Genomic DNA, 19,415 nt, shown 5'->3' with positions numbered 1-19,415 from the left:
CCGCTAAGCTAATCAAGACAAGAGAAACGTGAAACAGTTGAACGCGAAACATCACAAACAGGCCGGCGGCACGCTGTTGGGCCTGATCCTGGGTTTGATCGTCGGACTGGGCATTGCCGTTGGCGTGGCGCTGATGATCACCAAGTCGCCGATCCCCTTCGTCAACAAGGTGGTCCGCCCCGAGCGCGCCGATCCGACCCCGGCCCAGGCCGCCGACCCCAACCGTCCGTTGTACGGCAACCGCGACAGCAACCCGCCGCCATCGCAGACGCCGGTGCCCCCCAACACGGCCGCGGCGCAGCCGGTTGTCCCGCCGCCGGCCGCGCCGGCCAAGCCGGCTGAAACCAAGACTGCCGACGCCAAGCCGGCCGCCCAGGCGCCGGCCAAGAGCGATGCCGCCGACGACAAATGGAGCTACTTCCTGCAGACCGGCGCCTTCCGCGACCAGGCTGATGCGGAAAGCGCCCGCGCCAAGCTGGCCCTGCTCGGTTTCGAAGCCAAGGTCACCGAACGCACCGCCGACAGCGGCGTGCTGTACCGCGTGCGCATCGGCCCCTTCGAGCAGGCTGAAGCGATGAACCGGACGCGCAGCAAATTGTCCGATAACGGGGTCGATGCGGCGATCGTCCGCATTCCCAGGTAATTCGAACCTGTTCACTATCTCTGCCGGGGTCGTTCAAATGCCCTTTCAGGCGGTCTGCAGCGTTGCAAAGCCTCGCCGGGGCCAACCGGCCCGGCTACGTTTTGCGCCTTGCATCCCATCCTGAAATGACATCTGCCCAGCCCCGGCAGAGATAGCGGACAGATTCTCAGGCAAGAGTCCGATTCGTCCCGGCAACAGGGGATAGCTGGCGGGGGGAGCAGGATTCGGGGGGGCCGTGCCATCGGCCCCTTTCCAATATCCATCAGAGAAGGGTAATTTCATGCGTTTTTATCAACAGCTGCTGGCGGCAGTCAGCTTTGGCGTGCTGGCCCTGTCGGCCAGCGTGAATGCGGGCGCATCGCCGGCCAATCCGCAAGTAGGCGCCGACTATCGCGTGCTGGACCAGGCCCAGCCGACCGACTCGGGCAACAAGGTGGAAGTCACCGAGTTCTTCTGGTTCGACTGCCCGCATTGCGCCGCCTGGGACCCGTCGCTGACGGCCTGGGTCAAGAAGCAGGGCGACAAGATCAACTTCAAGAAGGTGCCGGTGGCTTTCCGCGACAGCTTCGTGCCGCAGCAAAAGCTGTACTACGCGTTGGAAGCGATGGGTAAGGCGGAAGAGCTGACGCCGAAGATTTTCCATGCGATCCACGTTGAAGGGCAGCGCATCAACACCGACAAGACCATCCTGGCCTATATCGAGAAGGTGGGCCTGGACAAGCAGAAATTCCTCGACCTGTACAATTCCTTCGGCGTGCAGACCAAGGCCCGCCGCGCCGCCCAGCTGCAGGAAGCCTACAAGGTCGACGGCGTGCCGATGATCGCCATCGACGGCCGTTACGTCACCTCGCCGGCGGTGGTCGGCGTGGCGCTGGCCAACCAGCCGGAGTCGATGCAGCAGGCGGCCACGCTGCAGGTGATGGATCACCTGGTGGCCAAGGCCGCAGCCGAAAAGGCTGCCGGCGCCGCAAAGAAAAAGTAAGAACCGATCCGGAAACGGCCCGCGTCCGCAAGGCCGCGGGCCGTTTTCATTGCAGGCTGTCCATCCGCATTCATCAGAACAGGCAGGAGCCGACATGACGCATTCCCACGGCACGACGAAAGCGCAGCGCGTTTTCCTGACCGGCGCTTCCAGCGGCATCGGCATGGCGCTGGCGCGCGCCTATGCGCAGCAGGGCGCGACGCTGGGCCTGGCGGCGCGGCGCGCGGCTGAATTGGAGGCCTTGCGCGCCAGCCTGCCCGAGCCGCAACGCCACCGCATCTATGCGCTCGACGTCACCGACCACGCGGCGCTGCAGGCGGCGGCCGATGCCTTCATGGCCGAGTTCGGCGGCGCCGACGTGGTGATCGCCAATGCCGGCATCTCGCAAGGCACGCTGACCGAATATCGCGAAGACCTGGCCGCCTTCGAGCGCATCATGGCGGTCAACGTCACCGCCACGTTCGCGACCTTCACGCCTTTCGTCGCGCGCATGAAGGCGCTGCCCGAGGCCGAGCGCCGCCGCTGCCGGCTGGTCGGCATCGGCAGCGTGGCGGGCATTCGCGGCTTGCCGGGCGCCGGGGCCTACAGCGCATCCAAGGCCGCGGTCATCAGTTACTGCGAGTCGCTGCGGGTGGAGTTGCGCAGCAGCGGCATCCAGGTGGTGACCATCGCGCCGGGCTATATCGATACGCCGATGACCCAGGTCAACCATTACCGCATGCCCTTCCTGCTGCCGGTAGAAACATTCGCCGCCCGCGCGCTGCGGGCGATTGCCGACGGCGCCAGTTACCGCGTCATCCCGTGGCAGATGGGCGTAGTCGCCAAGCTGCTCAGGATGGCGCCCAATTGGCTGTACGATATGGCATTCGCGCGCGCCCCCCAGAAGAAGCGTAACCTGTAATTTCTGCCGCCGCCGGTCATCGCCGGCGGCGGCATCCGGAGCCTCCATGAAGATCATTTTCGCCGGCACGCCGGAATTCGCCGCCGTCGCTCTCGAAGCACTGTACGCCGCCGGCCACGACATCACGCTGGTGCTGACCCAGCCCGACCGTCCGGCCGGGCGCGGCATGCAATTGCAGGCCTCGCCGGTCAAGCAGTGCGCGCAACAGCATGGCGCCCCGGTGGCGCAGCCGGTCTCGCTGCGGCTGGACGGCAAGTATCCCGACGTCGCCCAAGAAGCGCACGCACTGCTGCGCGCGACGCCGCACGATGTCATGGTGGTGGCAGCCTACGGCCTGATCCTGCCGAAGAGCGTGCTCGACATCCCGCGCCTGGGCTGCATCAACATCCACGGTTCGCTCTTGCCGCGCTGGCGCGGCGCCGCGCCGATCCACCGCGCCATCGAAGCGGGCGACGCCGAGACCGGCATCACCATCATGCAGATGGAAGAAGGGCTCGACACCGGCCCCATGCTGTTGATCGAAAGCCTGCCGATCGCCGGCGACGATACGACCGGCAGCCTGCACGACAAGCTGGCGGCGTTGGGCGGCCAGATGATTGTCGACGCATTGGCCAGGCTGGAACAAGGCCAACTGCCGGCCACGCCGCAACCGGAGCAGGGCGCCAATTACGCCGCCAAGATCGCCAAGGAAGAGGCCGCGCTCGATTTCTCGCGACCGGCCGCCGAGCTGGCGCGCAAGATCCGCGCCTTCAATCCCTTCCCCGGCGCCAGCGGGCGCTTCGGCGAAACGGTCATCAAGATCTGGCAAGCGCAGCCGGTCAGCATCGCACTGCGGGGCGCGCCGGGCCAGGTGCTGTCGGCCGATGCCCAGGCCGGCATCGTGGTGGCTTGCGGCGACGGCGCGCTGTTGCTGACCGAACTGCAAAAGCCGGGCGGCAAACGCCTGCCGGCGTCGGAATTCCTCAAGGGCTTCGCGCTGGAGGGCGGGCGTTTCGCCTGAACGTTACTGCTGCAGGTTGCGGCAATACCTGCAGCAAGGGCGGGCCGCAGGGTAGGTAGGGGGTGTTTTTCCAAACGGGGGGAAATCATGGATCAATTGACGGCTATGCGTACATTCCGTCACGTAGTCGACGCCGGCGGGTTCTCGGCGGCGGCGGTGGTGCTGGACATGTCGCCCAGCGTGGTGTCGCGCCAGATGAGCCAGCTGGAGCAGGCGCTGGGCGCGCAGTTGCTCAACCGCACCACGCGCCGCTTCGCGCTGACCGAAGTGGGGCAGGCCTACTATCTGCGCTGCGTGCAGATCCTGGACCAGATCGAGGATGCGGCGCAGATGGTGCACCACCACCAGAGCCATCCTTCCGGGCTGCTGCGCATCAATGCGCCGATGGTGTTCGGCATCATGGAATCCGGCAAGTGGCTGCCGGAATTCATGCGCAGCCATCCCGACCTCAAGGTCGACTTCGTATGCAACGACCGTTTCGTCGACCTGATCGCCGAAGAATTCGACGTCGGCTTGCGCATCACGCGTACCCTCCCGGACTCGACGCTGGTCGCCAAGCGCCTGTGCGCCAGCGACATGGTGCTGGTCGCCGCGCCCGACTACGTCAAGCGGCATGGCATGCCGCGTACGCCCGACGATCTGGCGGCCCACAACTACATGGCGTACTCGCTGGCGCTGCAAACTACCGAACTGACCTTTGCCGGGGCGGACGGCGCGCTGTCCAATGTGGCCGTCAGCGGCAATCTGCAGTCCAACAGCGGCATGGTGGTGTGCGATGCGGTGCGCGCCGGCATGGGCATTACCGCCTCGGCCACCTTCGTGGTGTGCGAAGACCTGCGGCACGGCGACCTGGTGCAGCTCCTGCCCGACTACCGCTTGCATTCGCGCGACCTGTATGCGCTCTATCCGCAAAACCGCCACATGTCGCCCAAGGTGCGCGCTTTCGTCGACTTCGTCGGCGATTACTATGCCCAGAACCGCTGGGCATTCTGAATGCTGCTTGCCCGGCACAAATAAAAACCCGCTGCAAATGCATGCAGCGGGTTTTTGTTTGGGGGAATGCGCTTACTTCTTCTCGACCGGCACCAGGTCGAAGTGGTCCGCCTGATATTGGAACAGCACGCAGTCGTCGCCCTTTTCGCAACCGCTGTAATGCGGCATGCGCGCCGGCAGGTTATAGAAGGAACCGGCCGGGTACTGGATGCGCTTGCCGTCGACCACGGCGTAGAAGGTGCCCTTCAGGACTACCGTCGGCAGGTTCTGCGTGTGCATGTGATACGGATTGTCCTTGCCGGCCGGGAAGATCACGAAGGCGTCATACGGACCCTTGCCAGTGATGCTGCCGCGCACGTCGGCGACCTTGATGCCGCCGGTGCCCGGCAGTTCGCGCCATTGCAGGTCGGATGCGGGGAACGAGACCAGCGGTTGCGCCTTGACTTCAACCTTTGGAGGGGAGGTGGCCAGGGCGGCGGAAGCGGCGGTGAGACCGGCGATCAGCAGTGCGGCGGTGGCGATACGTTTCATGTCGGTGTACTCCTTTAAGGTCGGTGGGTGAAGCGTGAAGAAAGACGGGCCGGATTCGCTCAGGCTACGTTCATTTCCAGGATGGCATTGGTGTTGAGCACGCTGCCGAAGGTGTCGGCGATGCTGACCAGCGATGCGCGGTGCAGTGCGTCGTGTGCGACGACGCCGCCGTCGGGCGCCTCGATGTCGCGCGTGGCGCAGGCATCGGCGGCCACGATCACGTCGAACCCGGCCGGCGCCGCATCGCGGGCCGCGCCTGCCACGCAGGCATGGGTCATCAGGCCGGTGATCAGCAAGGTCTTGATGCCGGCGGCCTTGAGCTGCGCCTCGATGTCGGTGTCCTGGAAGACGCTGACATTGGATTTCTTGACCAGGTGGTGATGCGCCGCCGGCTGGATCTCGGGATGGAGGGCGACGGTGGCGCCGCCTTCGGCGAAGATCGGCGTGCCGGCCGGCGTCACATGCTGGACGTGGAACACGGGCATGAGATGGCGGTCGGCCATGGCGACCAGCCGCTTGGCGTTGGCCAGCGCCGCCTTGCCATCGGGGATCGGCATCATGCCGGTGAAGTATTCGTTCTGGAAATCGATCACCAGCAGGGCGGTGCTGGCGGCCTCAAGCGAAACCGGAGCGGGCGCGCCGGCGATGCTGCGGATGGTGGGGTGCGACATGTGCTGCTCCTGGTTGATTGACGACAGGACGAAGCATAGCCAGACGGTCGCGCGCCGCACAGTGGCGGCACGCGACAAGATTTGTGCTGAAAACGCAAAAATCCGGAAAAGGGGCCCTGGCAGGGCCTGGCGCTAGCCGGGAACCGGCAGCGGGCTGGCGGGTTTGATTTCTTCCATGCACACCATTGAACGCACGCCGGCCACGCCCGGCACCTGCATCAGGCGGTCGGTCAGGAAGGACGACAGGCTCTTGAGGTCGGCCGCCGCCACCTTGAGCAGGTAATCGAAGTCGCCCGAAATGGTGTAGCACTCCAGGATTTCCGGAAATTGCCGGATCGCTTTCTCCACGCTGCGCACCTGCTTGAACTGTTCGCGCGCCAGCGAGAGGCTGACGAAGGCGATCACGCCCAGTCCCAGCGCGGCCGGCTCGACCTGGGCCGCATAGCCGCGGATCACGCCTTCCTGCTCCAGCCGCTGCACGCGGCGGTAGCACTGCGGGGGCGACAGGTTCACCTTGTCCGACAGTTCGACATTGCTGGCGCGGCCGTTTTGCTGCAAGGTTTCCAGGATGATGCGGTCGAAACGATCGAATTTTTCCATGTTGATGGATTTTTAGAATGAATCGTTCATATTTTATTATTTAAAGTAGAAAAAACGAACAGTAATTTCATTATTTTGAAACTATCATGTATCCATGCAGCGAGTTGGCGGTACTGAGCGGATCCAGCCGCAAGGACGGCGCCAACGTACATGGGAGGCAACATGAACGCCCGCATCGGTAACCTGCACATCGCATTGGAACAACGCTACTGCGCGCACAACTACGCGCCGCTGCCGGTCGTGCTCAGCCGCGGCCACGGCGTGTGGCTATGGGACGACCAGGGCCATCGCTACATGGACATGATGTCGGCCTATTCGGCCGTCAGCTTCGGCCATGCCAACGCCGCGCTGGTGGAGGTGCTGACGCAGCAGGCGCAGCGTCTGGCGGTGACTTCGCGCGCCTTCTACAGCGACCGGCTGGGGCTGTTCCTGCAGCGCCTGTGCGAGATGACCGCCATGGAGCGCGCGCTGCCCATGAACAGCGGCGCCGAGGCGGTCGAGACGGCCATCAAGGCCGCCCGCAAGTGGGCCTATCAGCGCAAGGGCGTGGCCGATGGCCGGGCGCGCATCGTGGTGTGCCGCGGCAACTTCGCCGGCCGCACCACCACCATTGTCGGTTTCTCGTCGGAGGCGCAGTACCGTGACGGCTTCGGCCCCTTCGACGGCGGTTTCGACAGCGTGCCGTTCGGCGATGCCGCGGCACTGGAAGCGGCCATCACGCCCGATACCGCAGCCTTCCTGGTCGAACCGATCCAGGGCGAGGGCGGCATTATCGTGCCGCCCGAGGGTTACCTGCGGCAATGCCGCGAGATTTGCACGCGCCATCGCGTCCTGATGATCTGCGATGAAGTGCAGACCGGGCTGGGGCGCACCGGCAAGCTGCTGGCCTGCGACCACGAAGGCGTCCGGCCGGATGGCCTGGTGCTGGGCAAGGCGCTCGGCGGCGGCTTGTTGGCGGTGTCGGCGTTCCTCGCATCGAGCGAGGTGATGGATGTGTTTGCTCCGGGCGACCATGGCAGCACCTTCGGCGGCAATGCGCTGGCGGCGGCAGTCGGTTTCAAGGCGCTGGAACTGCTGCAGGATGGCGCCCTGGCGGCCAATGCCGAGCGGCTCGGGGAGCGTTTGCGCAAGGGCTTGCGCGCCATCGGCCACCCGGCCATCCGCGAAGTGCGCGGCAAGGGGTTGCTGATCGGCATGGACCTCGACCCCCGGCTGATCGGCGCGCGGGCGTTTTGCGAACGCCTGATGGCGCACGGCATCCTGTCCAAGGAAACCCACGAGACCGTGGTGCGCTTCGCGCCGCCGCTGGTGATCGACGATGAGCAGATCGATGCCGCCTTGCGCGCCATCGGCGAGGTTTTCCATGAAATCCCGGCCCCACCACAAGGAGAATCAACATGAAGCAGCAACGCCACGAGGTCTTCCTGATGTGCCCGCCAGGACACTTCGAAGTGTCCTATGTGATCAACCCCTGGATGGAAGGCAATGTCGCCCATGGCGACCGGGCGCTGGCCGCGCGGCAGTGGCAGGTGCTGCGCGACGGCCTGGGGCAGGTGGCCAAGGTGCGCGAGATGCCATCCGTCGCCGGCCTGCCGGACATGGTGTTTACCGCCAACGGCGGCCTGGTGCTGGAGGACAAGGTGGTGCTGTCGCGTTTTCGCCATGCCGAGCGCCAGGGGGAGGAGGCGCATTTCGCCGGCTGGTTCGGGGAACAGGGCTTGCGCGTGCTGCGCATGCCCGACGCGGTCGCCTTCGAAGGCGCCGGCGACGCCTTGCTGGATCGGCAGTCCGAACTGCTGTGGATGGGTTACGGCCATCGCACCGACGTGCTGGCGGCGCCGCTGATCGCCGGCTGGCTGGACCTCGAAGTGCAGTCGCTGCAACTGGCCGACCCGCGCTTCTATCATCTGGATACCTGCTTCTGCCCGCTCGAGGGAGGCTATGTGATGTACTACCCGGCCGCGTTCGATGCCGCTTCGCAAAAGGCGATCGCCTGCCGGGTGCCGCAGCAACGGCGCATCGTCGTCGGCGAGCAGGATGCGCTGGATTTCGCCTGCAATACCGTCAATGCCGGCCGCCATGTATTCATGAATCGGGCCTCGCCGCCATTGCGCGCGGAGCTGGAGGACAAGGGGTTCACGGTGCATGAGACGCCGTTGTCCGAATTCATGAAGGCCGGCGGCGCCGCCAAGTGCCTGACCCTCAAGCTGACGGAACCGCGCCGGCGCGCGGCCAATGCCGGCCTCCTGGAGGAGGGGGCAGCCAGATTGTCGGCCTGAGCGGCTGCCGCGCGTCAAAACAGCAAGGCCCGCAGTCGCCAGATTGCGGGCCTTGTTCTGTGAGTGGCTCTTATTGGCCGACCACTTGCGGCAGGTGGCGCCAGAACAGCGCCGCGCCCAGGTGCACTTTGTCTTGCCAGTCGCTGGCCGAATCGTCGTCGGCGCCGTCGGTGATGAACTTGAAGGCGCGCCAGGGCACGCCGAAGTGACGGCATACGCGGGCGATGGCGAACAGTTCCATGTCCACCAGGTCGATCTTTTCCCGCAGCAGCCAGTCGTCGGCGGCGGTGACGAAGCTGTCGCCGGTGCCGCACACGACTCCCGGATAGCCCGATTCCAGCCGCGCCGGCTGTTCAGCCGCGTTCACCAGCGGCGTTACCCCGCGCGGCGCCAGCGGCATGGCCAGCATGTCGCGCTGGACCACGGCGGCCACTTCCAGCAGGCCGTCATGCAGCGGATCGATCTTGCCGGCGGTGCCGAAGTTGATCACCAGTTCGGGTTTGCCGGCCAGTATGCGCTGGGCCGTGTGCAGGGCGGCATTGACCTTGCCGACGCCGCAATAGACCACTTCCACGCCCGGCGGCGCATCGGCGGCATTGAGTTCGCTTTCCAGGGCGGTGAGGATGACGATGCGGGCGTGCGGGTTGTGGGAGGAGAGCATGGGGTATTGTCATTTTGAAATGTTGCGGTCTTGCCGGGCGCAAGCGCCCGCTGCCGGGGAAGGATAGCCCCTTTGGCGTATAATTTAACAATATTTTTCGCCCAGAAAACCGGCCCTGCGACGGCCGGTTTTTTTGTCCCGGATGCCGGGGCACGGCGCATTTCCGCCCCAAGACGAGAACCCGAGAACCAGCCAGATGAAGCCGAACGAACTCTGCCAGACCGAATTGCTGTTGCGCGACCTGATGTCCAAGCGCATCCTGATCCTCGATGGCGCCATGGGCACCATGATCCAGCAATACAAGCTGACCGAGGAAGACTACCGCGGCCAGCGTTTCGCCGATTTCAGCGTTCCCGGCAAGGAGCTGTTCGTCAAGGGCAACAACGAGCTGCTGTCGCTGACCCAGCCGCACATCATCCAGGAAATCCACGAGCAGTACCTGGCGGCCGGCGCCGACCTGATCGAGACCAATACCTTCGGCGCCACCGGCGTGGCCCAGGACGATTACCACATGGCCCATCTCGTCTACGAGATGAACCTGAAGTCGGCCCAGCTCGCGCGCGCCGCCTGCGACAAGTATTCGACGCCCGACAAGCCGCGGTTCGTGGCCGGCGCCCTCGGCCCCACGCCCAAGACCGCCTCGATCTCGCCGGACGTCAATGACCCGGCCGCGCGCAACGTCAACTTCGACCAATTGGTGGTCTCGTACCTGGAGCAGACCCGCGCGCTGGTCGAGGGCGGCGCCGACGTGCTGCTGGTCGAAACCATTTTCGACACGTTGAACTGCAAGGCCGCGCTGTTCGCCATCGACACCTTCTTCGAAGAATCCGGCAAGCGTCTGCCGATCATGATCTCCGGCACCGTGACGGACGCCTCCGGCCGTATCCTCTCGGGCCAGACCGTGACCGCGTTCTGGAACTCGATCCGCCATGCGCGCCCGCTGACGGTGGGCCTGAACTGCGCGCTGGGCGCGGCGCTGATGCGCCCGTATGCGGAAGAATTGTCGCGCATCGCCGACACCTACGTCTGCATCTATCCCAACGCCGGCCTGCCCAACCCGATGAGCGACACCGGCTTCGACGAGACGCCGGACGTCACCTCGGCGCTGTTGAAGGAGTTCGCCGAAAGCGGCTTCGTCAACGTCGCCGGCGGCTGCTGCGGCACCACGCCGCCGCACATCAAGGCGATCGCCGAGACGGTGGCCTCGATCGCCCCGCGCAAGATCCCCGAGACCACGCACGAGATGCGCCTGTCGGGCCTGGAACCGTTCACCATCAATGACCAATCGCTGTTCGTCAACGTCGGCGAGCGCACCAACGTCACCGGTTCCAAGGCCTTCGCCCGCCTGATCCTGAACGAACAGTACGACGAGGCGCTGGCCGTGGCGCGCCAGCAGGTCGAGAACGGCGCGCAGATCATCGACATCAACATGGACGAGGCGATGCTCGATTCGGTCGCCGCCATGACGCGCTTCCTGAACCTGATCGCTTCCGAGCCGGATATCGCGCGCGTGCCCATCATGATCGACTCCTCCAAGTGGGAAGTCATCGAAGCCGGCCTGAAATGCGTGCAGGGCAAGTCCATCGTCAACTCCATCTCGATGAAGGAAGGCGAGGCCAAGTTCCTGCACGAAGCCAAGCTGTGCCGTCGCTACGGCGCGGCCGTGATCGTGATGGCCTTCGACGAGGTCGGCCAGGCTGACACCTACGCCCGCAAGATCGAGATCTGCGAGCGCGCCTATCGCCTGCTGGTGGACCAGGTCGGCTTCCCGCCGGAAGACATCATCTTCGACCCCAACATCTTCGCGGTGGCCACCGGCATCGAAGAGCACAACAACTACGCGGTGGACTTCATCGAAGCCACCCAATGGATCCACGACAACCTGCCCTACGCCAAGATCAGCGGCGGCGTGTCCAACGTGTCCTTCAGCTTCCGCGGCAACGATCCGGCGCGCGAGGCGATCCACACGGTGTTCCTGTACCACGCCATCAAGGCCGGCATGACCATGGGCATCGTCAATGCCGGCATGATCGGCGTCTACGACGACCTGCCGGCCGCATTGCGCGAGGCGGTCGAGGATGTGGTGCTCAACCGCCGTCCGGACGCCACCGAACGCATGATCGAGATCGCCGCCACCCTCAAGGCCGGCGACAAGAAGGAAGAGGCCACGCTGGAGTGGCGTGCCGAGTCGGTGGAAAAGCGCCTGTCGCACGCGCTGGTGCACGGCATCACGCAATGGATCGTGGAAGACACCGAGGAAGCGCGCCAGAACCTGCTCAAGTCCGGCGGACGTCCGATCCACGTGATCGAAGGCCCGCTGATGGACGGCATGAACGTGGTCGGCGACCTGTTCGGCCAGGGCAAGATGTTCCTGCCGCAGGTGGTGAAGTCGGCGCGCGTGATGAAGCAGGCGGTGGCCCACCTGGTCCCCTTCATCGAGGAAGAGAAGCGCCTGCAGGAGATCGAGACCGGCGTGGTGGCCAAGCCCAAGGGCAAGATCGTGATCGCCACCGTCAAGGGCGACGTGCACGACATCGGCAAGAACATCGTCACCGTGGTCCTCCAGTGCAACAACTTCGAGGTGGTGAACATGGGCGTGATGGTGCCGTGCTCGCAGATCCTGGCCAAGGCCAAGGAAGAGAATGCCGACATCATCGGCCTGTCCGGCCTGATCACGCCGTCGCTGGAAGAGATGGCCTACGTCGCCAAGGAAATGCAGCGCGACCCGTATTTCAGCGGCGTGAAGATGCCGCTGCTGATCGGCGGCGCCACCACTTCGCGCGCGCATACCGCGGTCAAGATCGCACCGAACTACGAAGGCCCGGTGGTCTACGTGCCGGACGCCTCGCGTGCGGTGTCGGTGGCGCAGTCGCTGCTCACGCCCGAGCAGAAGGACCAGTACATCGCCGATATCAATGCCGACTACGAGCGCATCCGCGAGCAGCACGCCAACAAGAAGGCGGCGCCGATGCTGGCGCTGGCGGCCGCGCGCGCCAACAAGACCAGGCTGGATTTCGCGCCGGTCAAGCCCAAGTTCATCGGCCGCCGGGTGTTCAAGAACGTCGACCTGGGAATGCTGGCCAACTATATCGACTGGGGCCCGTTCTTCCAGACCTGGGACCTGGCCGGCCCTTACCCGGCCATCCTCAAGGATGACGTGGTGGGCGAAGCGGCTTCCAAGGTATTCGAGGAAGCCCAGGCCATGCTCAAGAAGATCGTCGATGGCCGCTGGCTGACCGCCAACGGCGTGGTGGCGCTGCTGCCGGCCAATACCGTCAACGACGACGATATCGAAATCTACACCGACGATTCGCGCAGCCAGGTCGCCTTCACCTACTATGGCACGCGCCAGCAGACCGAGAAGCCGGTGGTGGATGGCGTGGCGCGCCCCAACCAGTGCCTGTCGGACTTCATCGCGCCCAAGGACTCGGGCATTGCCGATTACATCGGCATGTTCGCCGTGACGGCCGGTTTGGGCATCGAGAAGCACGAGAAGCGTTTCGAGGACGCCCATGACGACTATTCCTCGATCATGCTCAAGGCCCTGGCCGACCGCCTGGCCGAAGCCTTTGCCGAATACCTGCACGAGCGCGTGCGCAAGGATCTGTGGGGCTATGTGCCGGACGAATCGCTGAGCAACGCCGCGCTGATCAAGGAACAATACCTCGGCATCCGCCCGGCGCCGGGTTATCCGGCCTGCCCGGAGCATACGGTCAAGGCCGATGCTTTCCGCGTCATGCAATGCGAGGAAATTGGCATGCAGCTCACCGAGTCATATGCCATGTTCCCGGGCGCGGCGGTGTCGGGCTTCTACTTCGCGCATCCGCAGTCCAAGTACTTCGTGGTCGGCAAGATCGGCGAAGACCAGGTGGAAGACATGGCCCAACGGCGCGGCGTGCCCAAGGAAGAGATCGAGCGCTGGCTGGCGCCCAATCTCTAAGAACCTGAATGCGCTATTGAATTCGTATACCGTCCTGCTATCATCCTGCGCCATGATCGATTCCGCCGACAACGCCACCCATCCGCTGCCCGTGACCGGAGCCACGCGCCTGCACTTTTCCGACGCCTCGCGCAGCACCTTCACGGTAGACCTCGGCCAGGACTTGCTGGGCGACTGGATTTTGACCCAGACCTGGGGCGGTACCCAGATGCAGCGCGGCGGCGGCAAGCGCATCGTGGTCGACGGCCATGAGGCGGGCCTGCTGATGCTGCAGAAGATCGCGCAGAAGAAAGAGCGCAACGGTTATGACCAGGTGCATCCTTATCACGTGCGCTCGCATTGGTTGTAACGCTTTGCCGTCAGGTTCTGGCCAAGGCCGTCCGTTGGGCGGCCTTTGTTTTTGCGCCTCGTCAGCCTCGCCTGCAGCCAAAATGCCGCCGTGTTAGTCTGTGCAGCGCACGCCGCCGCCTGCGCGGCATGATGTCGACGCGATAAAAAACCACAAGCGCGCCGGCCTCATCTTCACTATAAGAATACGGAGACAAACAGTGGATTCCAGCCCATCGATCCAGGCCGCAGGCCCGCATCAGGTCGACTCGTCTTACGCCGCCATGCGGCTTTTCATCACGCTGATCCTGATGATCGTCGGCGCCAGCGGCATGTATGTGGTGGCGGTGGTGTTGCCGGAGGTGCAGGCCGATTTCGGCGTCGAGCGCGGCATGGCCTCGTTGCCTTACACGCTGACGATGCTGGGGGTGGGCGTCGGCGGCGTGATGATGGGGCGCCTGGCCGACAAGGCCGGCATCACCGTACCGCTGATGCTGGGCGGCGCCTGTCTCGGCGGCGGGTTTGTCGCGGCGGCGCTGGCGCCCAACATCTGGGCCTTCATGGCGGCGCACTGTATCCTGATCGGCCTGCTCGGCACGTCGGCGACCTTTTCGCCGCTGGTGGCTGATACCTCCTTGTGGTTCCTCAAGCGGCGCGGCATCGCGGTGGCGGTATGCGCCAGCGGCAATTACCTGGGCGGCGCGATCTGGCCGCCGATCGTCCAGCATTTTGTCGGCGCGGTGGGCTGGCGACAAACCTATATCGGGTTGGGCATCATCTGCGCCGTCGTCATGTGCGCGCTGGCCTTGCTGATGCGTGCCCGCCCGCCGGCGCTGGCGGCGGGCGCCCATGCCGCGCGCGCCGGCGCCGGCAACCGCCCCTTCGGCCTTGCCACCGGCCAGGCGCAACTGCTGCTGTGCGTGGCCGGCGTGGCCTGTTGCGTGGCGATGGCCATGCCGCAGGTGCATATCGTGGCCTATTGCGGCGACCTCGGCTACGGTCCCGCGCGCGGCGCGCAGATGCTGTCGTTGATGCTGGCCTGCGGGGTGGTCAGCCGGCTGGTGTCGGGCGCCATTTGCGACCGTATCGGCGGCCTGCGCACGCTGCTGCTGGGTTCGGTCTTGCAATGCCTGTCGCTGCTACTGTTCCTGCCGTTCGACGGACTGGCGTCGCTGTACGTGATCTCGGCGCTGTTCGGCCTGTTCCAGGGCGGCATCGTGCCATCCTACGCGATCATCGTGCGCGAGTATTTCCCGGCGGCCGAGGCCGGCCAGCGCGTGGGGGCGGTCATCATGTGCACCATGTTCGGCATGGCGCTGGGGGGCTGGATGTCGGGCAAGATCTTCGACCTCACCGGCTCCTACCACGCGGCGTTTGCCAATGGCATAGGCTGGAACCTGGTCAACCTTTCCATCGCATTCCTGTTGCTCATGCGGGTGCGCGGCGCGCGCCTGAAGACGGCCTGAGCGAGACTCAAGGGGGAGGCGCGCCGCCACGGTTGGCAGCGGAGCGGCTTTCCGCTACGCTTGTGGGCGGCGGGAAATCCACGCCATTCCTATAACGATTTGCCACCCTTCCTGCGCCCAGCATGCTGATCCTGTTCCTCAAAGCGGCCATCCTGATCCCGGTCACGCTGCTGCCGATCCTGAACCCGCTTGGCATCGCCCCGGTGTTCGCCAACCTGCTGGGCAATGTCAGCCGCAAGACGGAAAAGAAGATTGCGCGTCAGGTGGCGATCAATTGCTGGTTCATGCTGGTGGGGGCGATTTTCATCGGTTCGCACGTGCTGACGTTCTTCGGCATCTCGCTGCCCATCGTGCGTGTCGGCGGCGGCTTGCTGGTGGCGGCATCGGGCTGGAAACTGCTCTCCAATAACAGCCAGGACTCGTCCATCCCCAATCAGGTCGCCAAGAGCTACGACGAAGACTTGCCGGACGAGGAAATCAAGGCCCGCAGTTTCTACCCGATGAGTTTTCCATTGACCGTCGGGCCAGGAACCATCGCGGCATCGATCACGCTGGGCGCGAACACGCCCACGCGCTTGCTGGACTGGGTGATTTCGGTAGGGAGCGCGGCCTTCGGCGCGGCGCTGACCGCGCTGGCGATTTTCCTGTGCTACAACTATGCGCAAAAGCTGGTGAGCCTGATGGGGCGCCTGGGGACGATGGTGGTATTGCGCCTGTCGGCGTTCATCTTGCTGTGCATCGGCATCCAGATCTTCTGGTCGGGCATGGCGGCCTTGCTGGCGGAGGCGGGCATCAGCGGCGTGGCGCCCTGAGAATCTGTTGCAGGGCCGATGGCCGCTTATTTCAGCCAGCCCAGTTCATCCAGCGCGTCTTGCACCAGTTCCAGCCGCACCAGCGGATTGTCCAGCGCCAGCAGCGTTTGCTTGATCTCGACCGGCACCGGCATCATCTCGGCCCAACGGTTGGCGACCCAGCCGCAATCGTTCAGCTTGAACGGCATGGCGATCGGCACCTCGCTCTCCGGCAAGCCCTGGCGCATCACCGATTGCAGCAGATGCTCCAGCGCTTGCGAGGTGTTCATCAGTTCCTCGGGGATGGCCACCGCATGGTCGGCTTCCAGCATCTCCACCTCGGCCGTCCATAGCCCATGTTTTTGCTGCTCCGCCTGCAAGATGCGAAAGCGCGCGGCGCCGCTGCAGGCGATGCGCATCAGGCCCACCGAGGGAGTGGACCATTCGTTGATGCTGGCGACCGTACCGACGCCGACGAAACGTTCCATGTGGCCCGGCCGGCGCACTTCCGAACCTTCCGTCAACGCCACCACGCCGAAACTGCTGCCTTCGGCAATGCATTTGCCGATCATGTCGAGGTAGCGCACCTCGAAGATCTGCAAGGGCAGGCGGCCATCGGGAAACAGCGTGCTGGCCAGCGGAAACAGCGGGATGGTCTGTGCCGAAATCGGCGGTCGGGGTGTGGCGGGAACGGCGGGCATGGTCAGTTTCGTGCTGGGGCGTGCGCGTTCATGTGCGCAGCGAATACCGGTTTTCCGCCACGCATTCATAGCGCTGCACGATGTAGCCGTTGTCGTCCACGCTCTCCAGGTAGACATCGAATTGCCATAGCCGCGCCATGTGGCGCAACACCTCGTTGGTGCTCTCGCCCAGCGAGCGGCCGTCGCTGCGGAAATGGCGCAGCGTCAGGCTGCGGTTGCCGCGCGTGTTGACCGACCATACCTGGATGTTGGGCTCGCGGTGGTTGATGTCGTACTGGCGCGAGAGCGCCTGGCGCACGTACTGGTAGCCGCGTTCGTTGTGGATGGCCGACACTTCCATTTCGCTGCGGGCCTCGTCGTCGAGCACCGCGAACATGCGCATGTCGCGCATCAGCTTGGGCGACAGGTACTGCGCCACGAAGCTCTCGTCCTTGAAATTGCGCATCACGTGATGCAGGGTTTCCAGCCAGTCGCGCCCGGCGATGTCGGGAAACCATTCGCGGTCTTCATTGGTCGGGTCTTCGCAGATGCGGCGGATGTCGCTCATCATCGAAAAGCCCAGCGCATACGGATTGATGCCGTTGTAATAGGGCTTGGTGATGGGCGGCTGGAATACCACGTTGCTGTGCGAATGCAGGAACTCCATCATGAAGCCGTCGGTCAGCCGGCCCTGGTCGTACAGCGTGTTCAACAGCGTGTAATGCCAGAACGTGGCCCAGCCTTCGTTCATCACCTGGGTCTGGCGCTGCGGATAGAAATACTGGCCGACCTTGCGCACGATGCGCACCACTTCGCGCTCCCACGGTTCCAGCAGCGGCGCGTTCTTTTCGGCGAAATACAGCAGGTTCTCCTGCGGCTCCGGCGGGAAGCGGTCTTCGACCAGCGCGGCGGCCGCTTCCTTCTTGGCCGGCAGGGTGCGCCACAATTCATTGACCTGCGACTGCAGGTAGGTCTCGCGTTCGCGCTGGCGCGCCCGTTCCTGGGATAGCGACAGCCGTTGCGGGCGTTTGTAGCGGTCCACGCCGTAGTTCATCAGGGCATGGCAGGAGTCCAGCAATTCCTCGACCCGCTCGAAACCATGCCGTTCCTCGCATTCGGCGATGTAGTTGCGGGCGTATACCAGGTAGTCGATGATGGCGCTGGCGTCGGTCCACAGCTGGAACAGGTAGTTGCCCTTGAAAAAGGAATTGTGGCCATAGGCCGCATGCGCGATGACCAGCGCCTGCATGGTCATCGTGTTTTCTTCCATCAGGTAGGCGATGCAGGGATCGGAGTTGATCACGATCTCGTAGGCCAAGCCCATCTGGCCGCGCTTGTAGTCGCGTTCGGTCAGCATGAAATGCTTGCCGTAGGACCAGTGCCGGTAGTTCACCGGCATGCCGTGCGAGGCGTAGGCATCCATCATCTGCTCGGCCGAGATGATCTCCAGCTGGATCGGGTAGATGTCCAGCTGGTATCCCGCCGCCACGCGGGCGATCTCGTCGTTGTAGCGTTCGATCAGGTCGAAGGTCCAGTCCGACGGGCAGGGCAGCGGATCGTACTTGAAGCGGCTGTTCATGCGTGCACCTGTTTTTCAAAGAGTTCGCGGAACACCGGATAGATCTCGGCAGCCGATTGCACCTTCTTCATCGCGAAGTGCGGGTGCGAGTCGATCAGTTGCAGGTACTCGGTCCACAGGTTTTGCTCCGGCTCGGCCACCTGGATATAGGCGAAGTAGCGCATCAGCGGCAGGATGGCGTTTTCCAGGAGCTCGCGGCACTTGGGGGAGTCGTCGTTCCAGTTGTCGCCGTCGGATGCCTGGGCGCCGTAGATATTCCATTCGCTGGGAGGATAGCGTTTGGTGATGATGTCGTGCATCAGCTCCAGCGCGCTGGAGACCACGGTGCCGCCGCTTTCCTGCGAATGGAAGAAGGTTTCCTCGTCGACTTCGTCGGCGCGCGTGTGGTGGCGGATGAACACCACCTCGATGTGCTCGTAATTGCGGGTCAGGAACAGGTACAGCAGGATGAAGAAGCGCTTGGACAGATCCTTGCGCTGCTCGTCCATCGAGCCCGACACGTCCATCACGCAGAACATCACGGCGCGGCTGGACGGCTGCGGCTGGCGCACCCGGTTGACGTAGCGCAGGTCGAACGGGTCGATGAAGGGGATGCGCCAGATGCGCGAGCGCACATGGTGGATCTCTTCCTCCAGCAACTTGATTTCCGGCAGGTGTTCGTTCGGATCGCGGTTGAGTTCGGCCAGCTGCTGCTCGAGCTCCTCCAGCCTGTTCTGCAGCGGCGCCCCCAGCGCGATGCGCCGCCCCAGCGAGCTGCGCAACGAGCGCACGATGTCGATGTTGGTGGGCGAACCGTCCACCGAATAGCCGGCGCGCATGTTCTTCCAGTTGGGCACCGTCATCAGGTTGGTTTCCACTAGCCGCGGCAGCTCCAGGTCTTCGAAGAAATACTGCATGAATTCTTCGCGCGTAAGCTCGAAGGTGAAGTCATCCTCGCTTTCACCTTCGTTGCTGGCGGCGCTGCCACCTTCACCGCCGCCGCCGTTTTGGCGCGGGATGCGGTCGCCCTGCAGGTAATCCTGGTTGCCCGGATGCACGGCTTCGCGCCGGCCGCCCTTGCCGTGATGGAAGAAGGGTTCCGAGACATCCTTGCGCGGAATGCTGATGCTTTTGGATTGTTCCAGATCGGTGATGCTGCGGTCGCGGATCGCATCCGCCACCGAGCGTTGGATATGCCCGCGAAAGCGCCGCAGGAAGCGCTCCCGGTTGGCAATGCCCTTGTTTTTGCCAGCTAGCCTACGGTCGATAATCTGATGCAGCACTGTCCGTTCTCCTGCTGGTCTAGGGATCTGTCCACGCTCTCCACGAGGAGAGCGTGGACAGATTCCAAGCGGGCGGGCTGTCGCGGCAGTCTTGGCAGACAGCCCGAGC

18 protein-coding genes are annotated in these 19,415 nt (G+C 64.3%); 11 read left to right on the top strand and 7 right to left on the bottom strand.

The genetic code is table 11. The features are described from left to right. The first annotated feature begins 28 nt into the window (after window positions 1–28). The 5 genes from AC07N6_RS12825 (at window position 29) to AC07N6_RS12805 (ending at window position 4,519) form a co-directional block, all read left to right on the top strand. Window positions 29–643 carry an SPOR domain-containing protein gene (locus tag AC07N6_RS12825; RefSeq protein ID WP_494781597.1) on the top strand — a complete coding sequence of 205 codons (615 nt, stop codon included), beginning with the start codon at window positions 29–31 and terminating at the stop codon, window positions 641–643. 280 nt (window positions 644–923) lie between these two features. Further along, on the top strand, window positions 924–1,625 hold the full coding sequence (locus tag AC07N6_RS12820) for a thiol:disulfide interchange protein DsbA/DsbL (RefSeq protein ID WP_494781598.1): 702 nt from the start codon (window positions 924–926) through the stop codon (window positions 1,623–1,625). A gap of 94 nt (window positions 1,626–1,719) precedes the next feature. After that, the gene (locus AC07N6_RS12815) at window positions 1,720–2,526 is read left to right on the top strand and encodes an SDR family oxidoreductase (RefSeq protein ID WP_494781599.1); all 807 of its coding nucleotides are present in this window, start codon (window positions 1,720–1,722) and stop codon (window positions 2,524–2,526) included. 46 nt (window positions 2,527–2,572) lie between these two features. Beyond that, on the top strand, window positions 2,573–3,526 hold the full coding sequence (gene fmt, locus AC07N6_RS12810; protein WP_494781600.1) for a methionyl-tRNA formyltransferase: 954 nt from the start codon (window positions 2,573–2,575) through the stop codon (window positions 3,524–3,526). Between the two features lie 105 nt (window positions 3,527–3,631). Continuing rightward, the gene (locus tag AC07N6_RS12805) at window positions 3,632–4,519 is read left to right on the top strand and encodes a LysR family transcriptional regulator (protein WP_494781601.1); all 888 of its coding nucleotides are present in this window, start codon (window positions 3,632–3,634) and stop codon (window positions 4,517–4,519) included. A gap of 72 nt (window positions 4,520–4,591) precedes the next feature. Here the strand turns inward: AC07N6_RS12805 and AC07N6_RS12800 are convergent, their stop codons facing one another. The 3 genes from AC07N6_RS12800 to AC07N6_RS12790 form a co-directional block, all read right to left on the bottom strand. Beyond that, complete coding sequence (locus AC07N6_RS12800) at window positions 4,592–5,050, bottom strand: cupin domain-containing protein (RefSeq protein WP_494781602.1); 459 nt, start codon at window positions 5,048–5,050, stop codon at window positions 4,592–4,594. A 59-nt stretch (window positions 5,051–5,109) separates the two neighbouring features. Continuing rightward, entirely contained in the window at window positions 5,110–5,721 is a 612-nt protein-coding gene (locus AC07N6_RS12795; RefSeq protein WP_494781603.1) for an isochorismatase family protein, read from the bottom strand. Window positions 5,722–5,853: 132 nt separating this feature from the next. Continuing rightward, window positions 5,854–6,321 carry an Lrp/AsnC family transcriptional regulator gene (locus AC07N6_RS12790; protein ID WP_494781604.1) on the bottom strand — a complete coding sequence of 156 codons (468 nt, stop codon included), beginning with the start codon at window positions 6,319–6,321 and terminating at the stop codon, window positions 5,854–5,856. A gap of 162 nt (window positions 6,322–6,483) precedes the next feature. Between AC07N6_RS12790 and rocD the strand changes: the two genes are divergently transcribed. Both rocD and AC07N6_RS12780 read left to right on the top strand, forming a co-directional pair. Continuing rightward, window positions 6,484–7,722 (top strand): ornithine--oxo-acid transaminase, encoded by a 1,239-nt coding sequence (gene rocD / locus AC07N6_RS12785; protein WP_494781605.1) that lies wholly within the window; start codon window positions 6,484–6,486, stop codon window positions 7,720–7,722. Next, window positions 7,719–8,600 carry a dimethylarginine dimethylaminohydrolase family protein gene (locus AC07N6_RS12780; protein ID WP_494781606.1) on the top strand — a complete coding sequence of 294 codons (882 nt, stop codon included), beginning with the start codon at window positions 7,719–7,721 and terminating at the stop codon, window positions 8,598–8,600. The genes rocD and AC07N6_RS12780 overlap by 4 nt, the downstream gene beginning before the upstream one ends. Before the next feature lie 70 nt (window positions 8,601–8,670). On the opposite strand, the gene AC07N6_RS12775 is transcribed toward AC07N6_RS12780, so the two are convergent. Continuing rightward, window positions 8,671–9,261, bottom strand: a complete 591-nt coding sequence (locus tag AC07N6_RS12775) for a phosphorylase family protein (protein WP_494781607.1) — start codon at window positions 9,259–9,261, stop codon at window positions 8,671–8,673. A gap of 196 nt (window positions 9,262–9,457) precedes the next feature. On the opposite strand from AC07N6_RS12775, the gene metH reads away from it, so the two are divergent. From metH to AC07N6_RS12755, 4 genes are all read left to right on the top strand, one after another. Further along, a complete protein-coding gene (gene metH, locus AC07N6_RS12770; RefSeq protein WP_494781608.1) occupies window positions 9,458–13,201 on the top strand; it encodes a methionine synthase in 3,744 nt (1,247 codons plus the stop codon). A 52-nt stretch (window positions 13,202–13,253) separates the two neighbouring features. Continuing rightward, window positions 13,254–13,550 (top strand): WGR domain-containing protein, encoded by a 297-nt coding sequence (locus tag AC07N6_RS12765; protein WP_050467747.1) that lies wholly within the window; start codon window positions 13,254–13,256, stop codon window positions 13,548–13,550. Between the two features lie 262 nt (window positions 13,551–13,812). Next, on the top strand, window positions 13,813–14,994 hold the full coding sequence (locus tag AC07N6_RS12760) for an MFS transporter (protein WP_494781726.1): 1,182 nt from the start codon (window positions 13,813–13,815) through the stop codon (window positions 14,992–14,994). A gap of 122 nt (window positions 14,995–15,116) precedes the next feature. Continuing rightward, window positions 15,117–15,806: a MarC family protein gene (locus tag AC07N6_RS12755; RefSeq protein ID WP_494781609.1), complete on the top strand. Its 690-nt coding sequence runs from the start codon at window positions 15,117–15,119 to the stop codon at window positions 15,804–15,806. 26 nt (window positions 15,807–15,832) lie between these two features. Here the strand turns inward: AC07N6_RS12755 and AC07N6_RS12750 are convergent, their stop codons facing one another. Genes AC07N6_RS12750 through AC07N6_RS12740 form a run of 3 tightly spaced genes read right to left on the bottom strand, consistent with a single transcriptional unit; the run spans window position 15,833 to window position 19,306 of the window. Continuing rightward, complete coding sequence (locus tag AC07N6_RS12750; protein ID WP_494781610.1) at window positions 15,833–16,486, bottom strand: LON peptidase substrate-binding domain-containing protein; 654 nt, start codon at window positions 16,484–16,486, stop codon at window positions 15,833–15,835. Window positions 16,487–16,514: 28 nt separating this feature from the next. Continuing rightward, window positions 16,515–18,044: a SpoVR family protein gene (locus tag AC07N6_RS12745; protein WP_494781611.1), complete on the bottom strand. Its 1,530-nt coding sequence runs from the start codon at window positions 18,042–18,044 to the stop codon at window positions 16,515–16,517. After that, the gene (locus AC07N6_RS12740; protein ID WP_494781612.1) at window positions 18,041–19,306 is read right to left on the bottom strand and encodes a YeaH/YhbH family protein; all 1,266 of its coding nucleotides are present in this window, start codon (window positions 19,304–19,306) and stop codon (window positions 18,041–18,043) included. Before AC07N6_RS12740 ends, AC07N6_RS12745 begins: the two co-directional genes overlap by 4 nt. Between the last annotated feature and the right edge of the window lie 109 nt (window positions 19,307–19,415).

The sequence above is a fragment of the Herbaspirillum sp. GW821-FHT09A12 genome, from assembly GCF_059418325.1.
This window is presented reverse-complemented; position numbering and strand designations above follow the sequence as displayed.